This window comes from Alkalihalophilus marmarensis DSM 21297 (assembly GCF_000474275.2).
Taxonomy (GTDB): Bacteria; Bacillota; Bacilli; order Bacillales; family Bacillaceae_D; genus Alkalihalophilus; species Alkalihalophilus marmarensis.
On record NZ_ATAE01000028.1, the window covers coordinates 25,092 to 39,440 of the forward strand.

Annotated in this window: 17 protein-coding genes; 1 reads left to right on the top strand and 16 read right to left on the bottom strand. The window is 40.7% G+C overall.

Annotated features, from left to right (window positions below; all coding sequences use genetic code 11):
* Positions 1–37: 37 nt before the first annotated feature.
* The 12 genes from ylqF to smc form a co-directional block, all read right to left on the bottom strand.
* The gene (ylqF, locus tag A33I_RS09335; protein ID WP_012959408.1) at positions 38–895 is read right to left on the bottom strand and encodes a ribosome biogenesis GTPase YlqF; all 858 of its coding nucleotides are present in this window, start codon (positions 893–895) and stop codon (positions 38–40) included.
* A gap of 9 nt (positions 896–904) precedes the next feature.
* Positions 905–1,456, bottom strand: coding sequence for a signal peptidase I (lepB, locus tag A33I_RS09340; protein ID WP_022628190.1), 552 nt, complete (start codon positions 1,454–1,456; stop codon positions 905–907).
* Positions 1,457–1,611: 155 nt separating this feature from the next.
* Complete coding sequence (rplS, locus tag A33I_RS09345; protein WP_012959410.1) at positions 1,612–1,956, bottom strand: 50S ribosomal protein L19; 345 nt, start codon at positions 1,954–1,956, stop codon at positions 1,612–1,614.
* Positions 1,957–2,106: 150 nt separating this feature from the next.
* A complete protein-coding gene (gene trmD, locus A33I_RS09350) occupies positions 2,107–2,841 on the bottom strand; it encodes a tRNA (guanosine(37)-N1)-methyltransferase TrmD (RefSeq protein ID WP_022628191.1) in 735 nt (244 codons plus the stop codon).
* Positions 2,838–3,359 carry a ribosome maturation factor RimM gene (gene rimM, locus A33I_RS09355; RefSeq protein ID WP_022628192.1) on the bottom strand — a complete coding sequence of 174 codons (522 nt, stop codon included), beginning with the start codon at positions 3,357–3,359 and terminating at the stop codon, positions 2,838–2,840. The genes trmD and rimM overlap by 4 nt, the downstream gene beginning before the upstream one ends.
* A complete protein-coding gene (locus A33I_RS09360) occupies positions 3,359–3,763 on the bottom strand; it encodes a YlqD family protein (protein ID WP_022628193.1) in 405 nt (134 codons plus the stop codon). The genes rimM and A33I_RS09360 overlap by 1 nt, the downstream gene beginning before the upstream one ends.
* A 128-nt stretch (positions 3,764–3,891) precedes the next feature.
* Positions 3,892–4,122, bottom strand: coding sequence for a KH domain-containing protein (locus A33I_RS09365; RefSeq protein WP_022628194.1), 231 nt, complete (start codon positions 4,120–4,122; stop codon positions 3,892–3,894).
* Between the two features lie 24 nt (positions 4,123–4,146).
* Positions 4,147–4,419 carry a 30S ribosomal protein S16 gene (gene rpsP, locus A33I_RS09370; protein ID WP_012959415.1) on the bottom strand — a complete coding sequence of 91 codons (273 nt, stop codon included), beginning with the start codon at positions 4,417–4,419 and terminating at the stop codon, positions 4,147–4,149.
* A 106-nt stretch (positions 4,420–4,525) separates the two neighbouring features.
* The gene (gene ffh, locus A33I_RS09375) at positions 4,526–5,884 is read right to left on the bottom strand and encodes a signal recognition particle protein (protein ID WP_022628195.1); all 1,359 of its coding nucleotides are present in this window, start codon (positions 5,882–5,884) and stop codon (positions 4,526–4,528) included.
* An 11-nt stretch (positions 5,885–5,895) separates the two neighbouring features.
* On the bottom strand, positions 5,896–6,204 hold the full coding sequence (locus tag A33I_RS09380; RefSeq protein WP_235806183.1) for a putative DNA-binding protein: 309 nt from the start codon (positions 6,202–6,204) through the stop codon (positions 5,896–5,898).
* Between the two features lie 177 nt (positions 6,205–6,381).
* A complete protein-coding gene (gene ftsY / locus A33I_RS09385) occupies positions 6,382–7,383 on the bottom strand; it encodes a signal recognition particle-docking protein FtsY (RefSeq protein ID WP_012959418.1) in 1,002 nt (333 codons plus the stop codon).
* Positions 7,384–7,394: 11 nt separating this feature from the next.
* Positions 7,395–10,961 carry a chromosome segregation protein SMC gene (gene smc, locus A33I_RS09390; RefSeq protein WP_022628196.1) on the bottom strand — a complete coding sequence of 1,189 codons (3,567 nt, stop codon included), beginning with the start codon at positions 10,959–10,961 and terminating at the stop codon, positions 7,395–7,397.
* 200 nt (positions 10,962–11,161) lie between these two features.
* On the opposite strand from smc, the gene A33I_RS09395 reads away from it, so the two are divergent.
* Positions 11,162–11,386, top strand: a complete 225-nt coding sequence (locus A33I_RS09395) for a DUF1128 domain-containing protein (protein ID WP_022628197.1) — start codon at positions 11,162–11,164, stop codon at positions 11,384–11,386.
* A gap of 49 nt (positions 11,387–11,435) precedes the next feature.
* Here A33I_RS09395 and rnc read toward each other — a convergent pair whose 3' ends face one another.
* From rnc to fabD, 4 genes are all read right to left on the bottom strand, one after another.
* On the bottom strand, positions 11,436–12,227 hold the full coding sequence (rnc, locus tag A33I_RS09400) for a ribonuclease III (RefSeq protein WP_012959421.1): 792 nt from the start codon (positions 12,225–12,227) through the stop codon (positions 11,436–11,438).
* 94 nt (positions 12,228–12,321) lie between these two features.
* Positions 12,322–12,555 (bottom strand): acyl carrier protein, encoded by a 234-nt coding sequence (acpP, locus tag A33I_RS09405; RefSeq protein ID WP_012959422.1) that lies wholly within the window; start codon positions 12,553–12,555, stop codon positions 12,322–12,324.
* 89 nt (positions 12,556–12,644) lie between these two features.
* On the bottom strand, positions 12,645–13,388 hold the full coding sequence (fabG, locus tag A33I_RS09410; RefSeq protein WP_022628198.1) for a 3-oxoacyl-[acyl-carrier-protein] reductase: 744 nt from the start codon (positions 13,386–13,388) through the stop codon (positions 12,645–12,647).
* A complete protein-coding gene (fabD, locus tag A33I_RS09415; protein WP_022628199.1) occupies positions 13,388–14,335 on the bottom strand; it encodes an ACP S-malonyltransferase in 948 nt (315 codons plus the stop codon). Before fabD ends, fabG begins: the two co-directional genes overlap by 1 nt.
* Positions 14,336–14,349: the final 14 nt, after the last annotated feature.

Genomic DNA, 14,349 nt, shown 5'->3' on the forward strand with positions numbered 1-14,349 from the left:
AAAAAAGCCGCAGAAGACTTTTTATCGTCTCCACGGCTTATACAGTATGCGGCGGCTGCTCGAGTGTAACTTGTCCGAGCGTGCCTGAACGTAGTTCTCTTAAGATAATCTCAGCGGCTTTATCATAATCAATATACCCGCCAGGAAGCAGACAGCCTCGTTTTTTACCAATCGCATCAAATAAAGCAAGCCCTTCCTCCGGTACTTCCTCTAGCTTATACCTTTCCGCAATCCGTTCTGGGTAGTGGTCTTTCATATAGTTTAGTACAAAGAGGGCAATATCTTGAAAATCTAATAACTCATCTTTTATGGCACCTGTTGCAGCTAATCTGTATCCAATCACTTGATCTTCAAATTTAGGCCATAATATACCTGGAGTATCTAATAGTTCTAGTTCATCATTTCCTACCTTAATCCATTGCTGCTTCTTAGTTACGCCAGGTCGATCTCCCACCTTAGCAATTTTCTTTGAAGCAAGACGGTTAATGAGTGTGGATTTCCCAACATTCGGGATTCCGAGAATCATTCCGCGAATCGCCCGCGGCTTCATACCCTTAGATTTCCACTTTTCGATCAAGGGGCTTGCAAGCTTTCGGCATGCACCGCTGATTTTTTCTACCCCTTTTCCTGTTTGGGCATTAATAGCAAGAACGGTAGCACCCTTTTCTTCAAAATATCCAGCCCACTTTTTTGTCATATGAGGATCTGCTAAATCCGCTTTGTTTAATAAAACAAGACGCGGCTTCTGCCCGACAATTTCATCCATCATCGGATTTCTCGAAGACAGAGGCAGCCTTGCATCCACTAATTCAATGACAACATCAATTAATTTAAGTTTTTCAGTTACTTCTCTTCTCGCTTTGGCCATATGACCAGGAAACCATTGTATTGCCAACATATTCACCTACTCTACAAATCCAATATTAGCAAATGGCCAAAAAACAACATTTGCTTTCCCTATTACTTCATCTTTGTGAATCGAACCTATATCCCTTGAATCTAAACTGTTATGTCTATTATCCCCAAGAACGAATAAATGATCATCCGGCACGACATGTCCGCCAATGACTTCTGACAACTCAAAATCTCTTGTGACAAATTCAGGGCCGTATGCAGCTTTCAGGTCATCTAAGTAAGGTTCATCTAAGACCTCTCCGTTGACGTACAGCTGGTCATCCCGATACTCAATATGATCTCCAGGAAGTCCGATTATTCTTTTGATATAATCTTTTCCGCCTGGTGCATGGAAGACAATAATGTCAAATCTTTTAGGCTCAGAGACCACATAACCGATCTTGTTTACAATCATCCGATCGCTATGTTCTAATGTAGGCATCATCGATTGACCATCGACTACAATGGGAGCAAACAAAAAATAACGGATAGTAAATGCGACAAGAACCGCAATGACTACAGCTTTAATCCACTCCATAGAATTCGACTTGCTACTTTCCATTTTTCCGCCCCCAATAATTTGAATCACTTCTCTATTTTATATTAAACGTTCTCTATATGTATCATTTCTTTATTTTAGCATAGGTTTAATCGACGTACATACTTTTTCCAATTTAAAAGAAGGAGCTTAGTTCCCTAAGCTCCTTCTCTCGTTTCTTATCGGATTTCTTTAATACGAGCCGCTTTACCACGTAATGCACGTAGATAGTAAAGTTTCGCACGACGTACTTTACCGCGACGTTTCACGTCAATCTTAGCGATTTTCGGTGAATGTAATGGGAATGTACGCTCAACACCAACACCGTAAGACACTTTACGAACTGTGAATGTTTCGCTAACTCCAGTACCGCGACGCTTAATCACGACACCTTCGAATTTTTGAATACGCTCACGAGTACCCTCAACAACTTTAACGTCGATAACTAAAGTGTCACCAGGACGGAAAGCCGGAAGATCTGTACGTAATTGCTCACTTGTGATTTCACGAATAAGGTTGTTCATCGTATAATTCCACTCCTTCCATACAGATGCTCTTATCAGAATTTCCTGCAGCGGAACATCGTAATCACTGGCCTAAGCCACAAAGAATATAATATCATACAGAAAATAAATATACAAGCATTTCATTATAAATCAACGAAACTTTTACCGCTATTGCTCTCTCTTTATTTCCTGTAGAAGACGTTCTTCTTCAACAGTCAATTCTCTTTCTTCTAGCAGGTCCGGTCTGCGTTCAAGCGTCCTTTTCAAAGACTCCTTTTTACGCCATCTTTCAATATTGGCATGATGTCCTGATAATAAGACATCCGGTACTTCCATACCCCTGAATTCGGCCGGCCTCGTATATTGAGGGTGCTCAAGCAGGCCAGTAGAGAAAGAGTCTGTTACAGCAGATTCTTCATTACCAAGTACATTTGGCAGAAGGCGTGTCACACTGTCGGCAATCACCATTGCTCCTAATTCACCGCCAGTAAGCACATAATCTCCTATTGAAATCTCATCTGTTACAAGATGTTTCCGTACCCGCTCATCATACCCTTCATAATGGCCGCAAAGCAGAATTAAATGCTCTTCTTTAGCAAGTTCTTCTGCTTTAGCTTGAGTATAACGCTCCCCTTGAGGACATAACATAATGATCCGAGGTGAAGCATCATTTTGCCTCTTTAGAACTTCTACAGCATCAAAGATCGGCTGAGGACTAAGCACCATGCCTGCCCCGCCCCCATAAGGATAATCATCAACTTTTTTATGTTTGTTTGTCGTGTATTCCCGAAAGTCGACGGCTTGGTAGGAAACATGACCTTCTTCTTTTGCTTTTTTCAAAATAGATGAGCCAAAAACTCCCTCAAACATCTCAGGAAAGAGCGTTAACACATCGATCTTCATTCGACTAACCCTTCCATTGGATCAATGATAACCTTGTTTTCCTCAAGATTAATTTCAATAACAACATCCTCTATATACGGGATTAAAATATCCTTTCCACCGCCTGCACGGCGAATCACCCATACATCATTTGCGCCTGTTTCAATAATTTCTTTAATTTGTCCTAAATGCTCGTTGTTCGTTTTATACACTTCACAGCCGATGATTTCATGGTAGTAAAACTCTCCTTCATCTAAATCACTAAGCTGGTCTTTTGATACATACAACGTGCTGCCTTTAAATTCTTCTACTTGATTGATGGAATCGTACCCTTCAAAAGTAAGAAGATCAAAGTTTTTATGAACTCGATGATTTGCTACGACAACAGAAATATGCTTTTTCGTATTAGCATCTACAATCCATAGCTCGCAGCCTTTAGCGTAACGCTCATCGGGAAAATCCGTAGATGAGATCACACGAATTTCTCCACGAACACCATGTGTATTTACGATTTTTCCAACCTTTAATAAATCCGCCATTACTTTTGCCCACTTCCTCGAATATCTAGAATAATTCCATCTTTAACAATGATCTCAAGCGGATCTGATGGATTAACCCACTCATCACCAATAGAGAGCTCTGTCATTGTCTCAACTGTTTCTCCCTTCAACTCAGTTCCATTTTGAAGTAAACCAAGCTGATCTAGTTGAAAGGTCTGCGACTTCATTTGCTCTTCTTTTTTTATATATTCTTCTTTATATCGTTTACGAATTGTCTCTTCGTTATGTTTTTGACTCTTTATTGATTTTTGCATTTGAAATGTTAACTGTGCTAATTCCCGTTTGGTTTGGTGTAGTTCAGATTCAAGCTGCTTTTTAATTTCTTCCTTTTTTGCATCTGTTAAAATATACTTTACCTGAGCATTGCGAATTATTTTAAGCATTCATCTAATACTCCTTTATATAAAGAGTTTAGTCACGTTCTAGTTTACGCTGCTTATCCTATTCTATAAAAAGAGCAGATAAACAAAAAAGGAGAGGTTGCCCTCACCCTTTTTTGTATTCATGCTGTTTAATCGACGATGTCTAATCGTACTCGCTTGTGCTCAGGCACTGCTGCCGCATAGACAAGCGAGCGCATTGCTTTTGCTGTACGACCTTGCTTTCCGATCACTTTCCCGACATCGTTTGGATGTACAGAAAGTGTGATGCAAAGCGTGTCCCCTTCTTGCTGCTCTGTTACTCGAACTTCATCGGGCTCATCAACAAGTGCTTTTGCAATGTGTTCAACTAAAGACTTCATCACATTCTCCTTTTTGTAGAAGAATTATTTTTGGTTCTTAGCGTTGTGAACCTTTTCCATTAAACCAGCTTTAGAGAATAGGTTACGAACTGTGTCAGAAGGCTTAGCACCTTTTAACATCCAGTCAACAGCCTTATCTTCTTTAAGATCAACTTTAGCTGGTTGAGTTAATGGGTTGTACGTTCCAATCTCTTCGATGAAACGACCATCACGCGGCGCGCGAGAATCTGCTACTACTACACGATAAAATGGGGCTTTCTTTGAACCCATACGTTTTAAACGAATTTTTACTGCCATTCGTTAGACACCTCCAAAAATAGTTAACACAATGGTATATAATATCATCAATTTTCTTAGATTTCAAGGGAATTTCCTTTACAGTCTAAAAAAAAGGATTTCCTCTTTAAAACGGAAGCTTTAAGCCTCCAAAACCTTTACCTTTTTTCTTGCCTTTACCTGATGTCATGTTAGTCATTTGCTTCATCATCTTCTTCATATCTTCAAACTGCTTCAGCAAACGATTGACGTCTTGAATGGTCGTTCCGCTGCCCTTTGCAATACGGCGGCGTCTGCTTGCATTCATAAGACTCGGATCTTGCTTTTCTGCTTTAGTCATTGATCTGACAATGGCCTCAACACGCACCAGCTGTTTATCATCGACTTTTAGATCCTTTAAGCCTTTAGCCTTATTCATTCCAGGCATCATGTTTAGAATTTCATCAAGCGGTCCCATGCTTTTCACTTGATCAAGCTGCTCTAAGAAATCATCGAACGTAAAATCCATCGTCCGCATTTTTTTCTCTAGCTCTCTTGCTTTTTCTTCATCCACATTTGATTGTGCTTTTTCAATCAGCGTTAACATATCACCCATTCCAAGAATTCTCGAGGCCATACGATCAGGATAAAATGGTTCTAACTGATCGATTTTCTCTCCCATCCCTGCAAACTTAATCGGGGTATTTGTAACGGCTTTAACTGAAATCGCAGCACCACCGCGTGTATCACCGTCAAGCTTCGTTAACACAACACCTGTTACATCAAGCTGCTCATTAAAACTCTCAGCAACATTTACTGCATCTTGACCAGTCATCGCATCAACAACAAGCAGAATTTCATCCGGCTTAGCAATTTTTTTTACCTCTTGAAGCTCTCCCATTAACTCTTCATCAATGTGAAGACGTCCGGCTGTATCAATCAACACGTAATCATGGTGATCTTCTTTTGCCTTAGCAATCGCTTGTTTGGCAATCTCAACAGGGCTTACTTGATCTCCCAGTGAGAATACGGGCATATTTAACTGCTTTCCTAATGTTTCTAATTGTTTTATTGCTGCAGGTCTGTAGATATCAGCTGCTACAAGCATCGGTGTACGATTATGCTTTTTACGGAGATGATTGGCAAGTTTTGCAGTAGTGGTGGTTTTACCCGCCCCTTGCAAACCAACCATCATGACAACCGTAGGCGGTTTATTGGCCACAGCAATTTTACTTTGCTCGCCGCCCATTAAAGCTGTTAATTCTTCATTAACTACTTTAATAACCATCTGCCCTGGGGTAAGACTTTTCATAACTTCCTGCCCGAGTGCTTTTTCTTTCACACTGGCAATAAATTGCTTAACAACTTTAAAGTTAACATCCGCTTCAAGCAGAGCAAGTCGAACTTCACGCATCATATCTTTAACGTCTTGTTCACTTACCTTTCCTTTTCCGCGAATCTTAGTTAATGTATCTTGCAGTCGTTCAGCTAAACCTTCAAATGCCATGTTGTCGCCTCCTAATCCAATTTCTCAAGAGATTGAATGTGCTCTATGATCTCTTCAGGAGCCGCGTTGCTTTGGATTGCTGTTCTTAAGTGATTCAATATCTGCTGGCGTTCTTCAAATCGAACAAGCAGAGACAGCTTTTCTTCATATTCCTCAAGCATCGCTTCTGTACGCTTAATGTTATCATAAACGGCTTGGCGACTAACTTCAAACTCTTCGGCAATTTCACCTAAAGAAAAATCATCAAGGTAGTACAATGACATGTATTTTCGTTGTTTAGGTGTTAATAAAGACTGATAAAAATCGAATAAGTAATTCATTCGAAGCGTTTTGTCCAGCACACCATCCAACTCCTTGTTAAGTGATTTCCCTTTACAAGATAACATCTTACAGGATAGGGATTTAAGTGTCAAGTTTTTTTCTTAACAAACTTAAATCCCTATGTACCACGCATTAAGAGACCCCTGATCGCAAAGAGATATACTACACTCTATAACTTAGTCTTCGATCTCTTCTTTTTCCTGTTCTTCTAAAATATCTTTAAATAGTCCATAGACAAATTGCTCTGCATTAAACGGCTGGAGGTCATCTACTTTTTCACCAAGACCGACAAATTTAACAGGGATATCAAGTTCATGCCTGATCGCAAGTACAATACCACCCTTAGCTGTGCCATCAAGCTTCGTTAATACAATACCTGACACATCTGTACTCTTGCCGAAGGTCTTTGCTTGGCTCATCGCATTTTGACCGGTTGTCGCATCTAATACGAGGAGGACTTCATGAGGAGCAGATGGAACTTCGCGCTCGATCACACGCTTCACCTTTTCAAGCTCATTCATTAAATTCACTTTGTTTTGAAGGCGGCCTGCTGTATCACAAATTAATACATCCACGCCTCTAGACTTAGCGGCTTGAAGTGCATCATACATGACAGCAGCTGGATCTGACCCTTCTTGCTGTTTAATCACGTCCACTCCAACACGTTCTCCCCACACTTCTAGCTGTTCAATTGCTCCTGCACGGAAAGTATCACCAGCTGCAAGCATAACCGATTTCCCGTCCTGCTTCAGGTGATTAGCAAGCTTGCCGATCGTTGTCGTTTTTCCAACTCCATTAACTCCTACAACTAAAATAACCGTCATTCCGTCTGTTTGAATATTTAATGCGGCATCCTCTTCCTCTTTTTGAAGAAGTTCTGCTAATTTCTCTGAAATAACCGGTTGAATATCTTTTGTATCTTTAATATTGCGGATTCTCACTTCATCTTTTAGGTCATCAATTAAGGTCATGACCGTATTGACGCCAACATCAGCACCAATCAAAATGTCTTCAAGCTCTTCAAAAAACTCTTCATCTACTTTTCTGTAACGGTAGACAAGTTCGTTCATTTTCGTCGCAAAAGAATCTCTCGTTTTTTCTAGACCCGTCTTAAATTTGTCAGTCACTTCGGTTGTTTGAGTGGTCAACTTCTCTTTAAGTTTTTTAAAAAAGCTCATGATTCTGCCTCCTATGTCTCCATTAATTGTTTAGTTTCTTCAAGTCTGACAGAGACCAGCCTTGAGACTCCTGACTCTTGCATGGTCACCCCATATAACACATCAGCCTCTTCCATTGTACCTTTACGATGAGTGATCACGATAAATTGTGTCGAGCCGCTGAAATCTTTTAAATAATGCGCAAAACGACTCACGTTTGCCTCATCAAGGGCTGCCTCCACTTCATCTAGTACACAAAACGGCACAGGACGTACTTTTAGAATAGCAAATAATAAAGCAATAGCCGTTAGTGCTCTCTCACCGCCTGATAATAAGCCAAGGTGCTGTAGTTTCTTTCCAGGCGGCCGCACCATGATTTCGACACCCGTTTCAAGAAGATTATCCGGACTAGTTAAGACGAGATCGGCTTCACCGCCTCCAAACAGTTCACAAAACACGCCTTTAAATTCTTTTTGAATCATGACATATGTTTCTTGGAAACGCTTGGTCATCTCAACATCCATTTCTTTAATGACATCGTGTAACGTTGCTTTCGCCTCAAGAAGGTCTGATTGCTGCTCTGTAAGAAAATCATGACGTTCTCTTACTCTCTCGTACTCATCGATTGACCCGATATTCACTGATCCAAGTTCTTCAATAGCTAGCTTTATAAGCTTCACTTTTGTTTTCGCTTGGTCAGGCTCAACCGTTAAATTGTAGGATTCACGCGCAGCCTCATACGACAATTCATATTCATTTCTCAAATGATTGAGCCGACTGTCTAGTTCTACATCAAGGCGATTTACCCGCACTTCAATTTGACGGCATTCATCAGCAATTAATCGGTGTTCACCTTGCTGCATCTTGATCATACTATCAAGAGATGCATACGATTCATCGATCTCTTGCCTTTCTTTCTTTAATTGCTCTAGTTTGATGGTAATCTCTTGTTTATGCTTTTTATTCGCTTCGATTCTATTCGATATACTGCTCTCGCCATCTGTACGATCAGAAGCTTCCATCTGCAGCAGGTTTAATTGATCCTTAAGGTCAGATGCATCTTTTGACACCTCATTGTAACGAGCTTCTGTTCCTTCTTTTTGAGCTTTCGCAGATAAATAGCGCTCCTGTGCAGCTGCATAATTAATTTTTGCTTGATTTAACTGTTGCAAAATCGTTTCTTTAGACTGCTGCTGCTCTTTTTGTCTTGCTTCTAATTCGCTCACCTGATGTTCTAGTCGAGCAGCGCTTGCTTTCATCTCTTCTTCATGCCTGTCAAGCTCACGTAAGCGCTCGTCCATCTTTTCTGTTTCGGTGCTGAAACTAGATTGCTCACGGTCGTAGCGCTTAAAGCGATCTTCCATGCTGCCTGATTCTAGTTCTAACTCTCTTAAACGGGTCTTCGCATCTTGAAATGCATTTCTCGCCTGTTCTCCGTTTGTTTTAAGCGACTCTATATCCGCTTCTAGCGACTGCATTTCTCTTTTTGATTCTTTCACTTCTGTTTCAAGCGCAGCAGCTGAACTTTTTAGTTTATTTAGTTTCGCCACTAATTCATCGAGCTCGCGTTTACGGCCAAGAAGCGGTGTTTGCTTTTGTTTAATGCTTCCGCCAGTCATTGAACCGCCTGGATTAACAACATCCCCCTCAAGGGTGACGACGCGGTATCTATGGTTAAGCATCCTCGCTATTTTATTGGCCCCTTCTAAGTCACGAGCAATAATAACTTGACCAAGAAGCTGCGAAAACAGTTGATGGTACCGTTCTTCATATTGTAATAACTTAGAGGCGATTCCGACAAAAGCTGGTTCCTGTGTTAAGGAATGAAGCAGGTGATCGGGAAGCTGTCTCTCTTTCATAACCGGCAAAGGCAGGAACGTGGCCCGGCCAAGACGATGTTGTTTAAGAAAAGTAATGGCTCCCCTAGCACTTTTCTCACTCTCAACGACGATATGCTGCGAAGCAGCTCCTAATGCTATTTCAAGAGCTGTCTCATATTCTTTTGGTACGGTAGTTAATTCTGCAACCGCCCCAACAATCCCTTCAAGCTTCCCTTCTCTGGCCTTCAGGATTTCTTTTACCCCGTGAAAGAACCCAGAAAAGTCAGCTTGCATTTCTTCAAGCACTTCTGCCCTTGACTGCATTTTTTGAATGAGCTGATAGGCTTCATAAAGTTTAGATTCACGCTTCTGGTAACGTGTTCTTACTTGATCTAATTGGGTTTGACTTTTGCGATACTGGTCTATATTTTGTTCTAGTTCACGTTCTTTTGCTTCAACTTCTACTTTTGCTTCATTCAACCTGCTAGAAAGCTGCTCGCGGCCTTTAAGCAGGTCTTGATTTTCATCTTCTAACCTTGATTGCTTATATGCTTGCTGCCTTTTTTGTTCGACCAAGTAATGGCGTTCATTTCGAATTGATGCTTGTTCATTAAGGACTTCAATATAATCTGATTTCAAACGATCTAACTCTTTATTAACATCTTTTTCAGTTAGCTTTAATCGTTTTTCTTGTTCTGTAATTTCTTCATTTAAAGATTTAACAATGGATTGGGCGGATATCACCTTATCTTCTTGCTCAGTAAGCTCGGCCAAAAGCGCTGCTTGTTGTTCACAAATCCGCTCTATTGACTTCTCTAACTGTTCTTTATTTTGAGAAGCATTTTTCTTTCGTTCTTTTAATACTTCTCGCTTCCCTTCATTTTTCTCAAGTTCTTCACTCACTGCGAGCAAGTTTGCCTGCGTTACGCTGAGCTCTTGATCTAAATGTTTAGAGCGCTCTCTAAGACTCTCAAGTTCTTCTTCCATCTCAATAAGCTTTTGATGTCTTTTATCATGCTCTTGATGCAAGCTTTGGAGTTTTTCCTTTTCACTGTTCCATTCTTGATGCAGTTCTTCGATTTCATGCACCATTAAAGCAATCTCTACTTCTTTTAATTCTTCTTTTTTCTCCAAGTAATCTTTAGCGATCGAAGCCTGAATCTCCAACGGTTCTACTTGAGCCCTCAATTCATGAAGAATATCTTCAACACGCAGTAAGTTATCTTGTGTTTCAGTTAATCGCTTTTCTGCTTTGACTTTTCTCGTCTTATACTTAAGGACACCTGCAGCCTCCTCAAATATCACTCGGCGATCTTCTGCCTTGCTGCTTAAAATCTCCTCTACTTTTCCTTGTCCAATAATGGAGTAAGCTTCTCTGCCAAGCCCTGAGTCTAAAAACAAGTCGATAATATCTTTTAATCGACATGGCTGCTTATTAATTAAGTATTCACTATCACCAGAACGATACACCCGTCTTGTGACACTCACTTCACTATAATCAATCGATAGGTGCTGATCCTCATTATCTAAAATCAAGCTGACCTCTGCGTAGTTTAACCGCTTGCGCGTATCACTTCCGGCAAAAATAATATCTTCCATTTTCGAACCGCGCAGTGACTTAGCAGACTGTTCACCAAGCACCCATCTAACCGCATCTGATATGTTACTTTTCCCACTCCCATTTGGACCAACTACTGCTGTGACCCCTGGGACAAATTCAATATTCATTTGTTCTGCAAATGATTTAAATCCTACGACCTCTAGTCGTTTGAGGAACATAATCCTTCCCCCTAACCTTGTTTAACAACTTTCCTATTTTACCATAATACCTGTATGAATACATCCGTCTCTTCACTCAGGATCCTGCTCCTTAGATCATACTCAATTTAAATTAAACTCAGATTCATTAAACGTTGTAGTACAAATAGACCCTCGTATGATACGATAGGATTTGACTAATTTAAAGATGAGGTGTAAATATGGATCTCTCCACTACAAGCCGTGAAAATATTGAGTATATGATTGAAGAAATTAAGATGAAGTTACAAATTGTAAATGCCGGTGCACTAAACGCAAAGAGCTTTGACACAGATCAGTATGAAGACCTTCGTGATATTTATGAAATGATTATGAGCAAACAATCCTTTTCTGTAAGTGAACTGGATGCCATCGTTTCAGAGCTAGGTAAAATGAGAAAACGCTAATAAAAAACGTGCCTTCCATAACTTATGGATCAGGCACGTTTTTTAATGTCTACTTATCTTTTTTCTCGCTCAGTTTGATAAGAGCTTGCTGAGCTGCGTGCTGTTCGGCTTCTTTTTTAGAACGGCCAGAACCAACACCTAACTTACTTTCATTTAATTGTACTTCTGATACAAACTCACGATTATGTGCTGGTCCGATTTCTTGGACAATCACATATTGAATTTGACCGAGGTTATCTCTTTGAATAAACTCTTGCAGCTGACTTTTAAAATCCATCATATGAGAAAAAGCACCATCGTTAATTTTAGGATACATCGTTTGACTTAAAAATTTATAAACTGCTTCTAAACCTTGATCTAGATACAGGGCGCCGATAAAGGATTCAAACACATCGGCGAGCAGGGCTGGTCTATTGCGGCCGCCCGTCATTTCTTCCCCTTTACCTAATAAAACAAGCTCTCCAAACTCAAGCTCTTCGGCAAAACGGGCTAACGATGGCTCACATACAATAGAAGCACGAAGCTTGGTCATTTCCCCTTCACTCATTGAGTTGAATTTCTTATAAAGAAATTGTGAAACAGCTAGTTCAAGTACAGCGTCCCCTAAAAATTCAAGTCTTTCGTTATCCTGAAACGAATAGATACGGTGCTCATTCACATAGGATGAATGAGTAAATGCTTGGATGAGTAGCTTACGATTTTCAAAAGTCAGATCAATTTTCAAAAGCAAATCATCAAATTGCTTTTTTTGTTCTTCGGTCAAAGTGAGTCGGCGATTATGACGCCGGCGATCGTAATAATTCGATCTCGGTTTACGGTGGTTCTTAGAAGATTGCGGCATGTTGACCTCCAACACTATGAAAATGTACTTGTTTGGGATTATCTGTTTTTGTAAAGCAAGTCCCACATGAATTGCATATGGGACTCCTCACCAACTACTGACGGCTGTTTATGTAATCAACGACATCAGCAACAGTCGAAATTTTCTCAGCTTCTTCATCAGAGATCTCAAGATCAAACTCATCTTCAAGCTCCATAACAAGCTCAACAACGTCTAATGAATCTGCGCCTAAATCATCCTTGAATGAAGCTTCCGGTTTTACGTCTGCTTCCTCAACACCTAAACGATCAACAACGATCGTCGTTACACGTGATAATGTATCTGCCATGTACGTTCACCCCCTCTCAAGTCGTGTGAAAGCTAGAAGAATTTTAACGGTAAAGTAGCAACATGTCAATACCGTATTGAACTTTCCTGTTACTGCATAACCATACCGCCATCAACATTCAGTGTTTGGCCAGTCATGTACGCTGCATCATCACTAGCTAAAAAGTGCACGACAGAGGCAATATGTTCAGGCTTGCCTAGGGCTCCTAAAGGAATCTGCCCAAGCATTTGTGCTTTCATATCTTCTGTTAATTCATCTGTCATATCCGTTGTAATAAAGCCAGGTGCGACAGCATTCACTAAAATGTTTCTGTTAGCAAGTTCTCTTGCCATTGTCTTAGTTAAACCGATGACACCCGCTTTTGCTGCTACGTAATTTGCTTGCCCGGCATTACCTAAAATACCAACTACTGAAGCTACATTAATTATTCTCCCATAGCGCTGCTTCATCATTTGACGGGTCACAGCCTTAGAGCAGTTAAATACTCCTTTAAGGTTTGTATCAATCACTGCATCCCAATCATCTTCTTTCATTCTCATGAGAAGATTGTCACGAGTAATACCTGCGTTATTAACAAGAATATCTACTCGGCCAAATGCCTCGATTGATTCTTTTATCATAGCTTGGACGCTTTCGCTGTTTGCCACATCTGCTTGAACAGCCAGTGCATCCACACCTAATTCTTTACATGACGCAACTACTTCTTCAGCTTTAGCGACACTTCCTGCATAATTCACCACAATATTTGCGCCGTTTTTAGCAAGTTCTAGTGCAATAGCACGCCCGATTCCTCGTGATGCACCTGTTACGACTGCGACTTTCCCTTGTAGCATTATTCCTTCACTCCTTCAAGTTTAGCGACCACTTTATTAAGGCTTTCTCGATCATTTACAGCAAAAGCTTGCGCGCGGCGGTTTACTTTTTTCACGAGACCCGTTAATACATTTCCTGAACCGACTTCAATAAATGTATCGACTCCAAGATCTTGTAATTCTCTAATCGTTTCTTCCCAACGCACAGGAGAATATACTTGCTCTACTAATTTTTGTTCGATCTCATTCGCATCTGTTTGCGCTTTAGCTGTCACATTTGCAATGACAGGAACTTTTGCATCTTTAATATTGATTTCCTTTAATACACCTTCTAATTTATCTGCAGCAGGCTTCATTAAAGATGAATGGAATGGCCCGCTTACCGGAAGTGGAATCACCCGTTTAGCCCCTTTTTCTTTAGCACGTTCACCACATAGAGCAACGCCTTCGCTAGAACCAGAAATAACAATTTGCCCAGGACAGTTTAGATTCGCAAGTTCTGCCACATGCCCTTTTGCTTGAATCTCCTTACATACTTCGGCTAAGAGATCTACTTCCATACCAAGAACAGCAGACATGGCGCCTTCCCCGTAAGGAACAGCTTCTTCCATAAATAAACCGCGATTATGTACTGCATACACAGCATCTTCAAAAGATAGAGACCCGGCAGCAACTAGCGCACTGTACTCTCCTAAACTGTGGCCAGCTACATAATCAGGCGTTATATTTTCTTCTTTTAATAGTTCTAGAACCGCAATACTCATTGTTACAAGTGCAGGCTGAGTATTCTCAGTGCGGCGGAGCTTCTCTTCTGGCCCCTCTGCCATAATTTTTGTTAAAGAATATCCGAGCCTGGAATCAGCACGATCTAGAATTTCCTTACATTTTGGCTCATTCGTTCTGAGTTCTACTCCCATCCCAACAGCTTGTGAGCCTTGTCCTGGAAATAAAAAAGCGATTTTCCCCATTAGCTTCCTCCCCA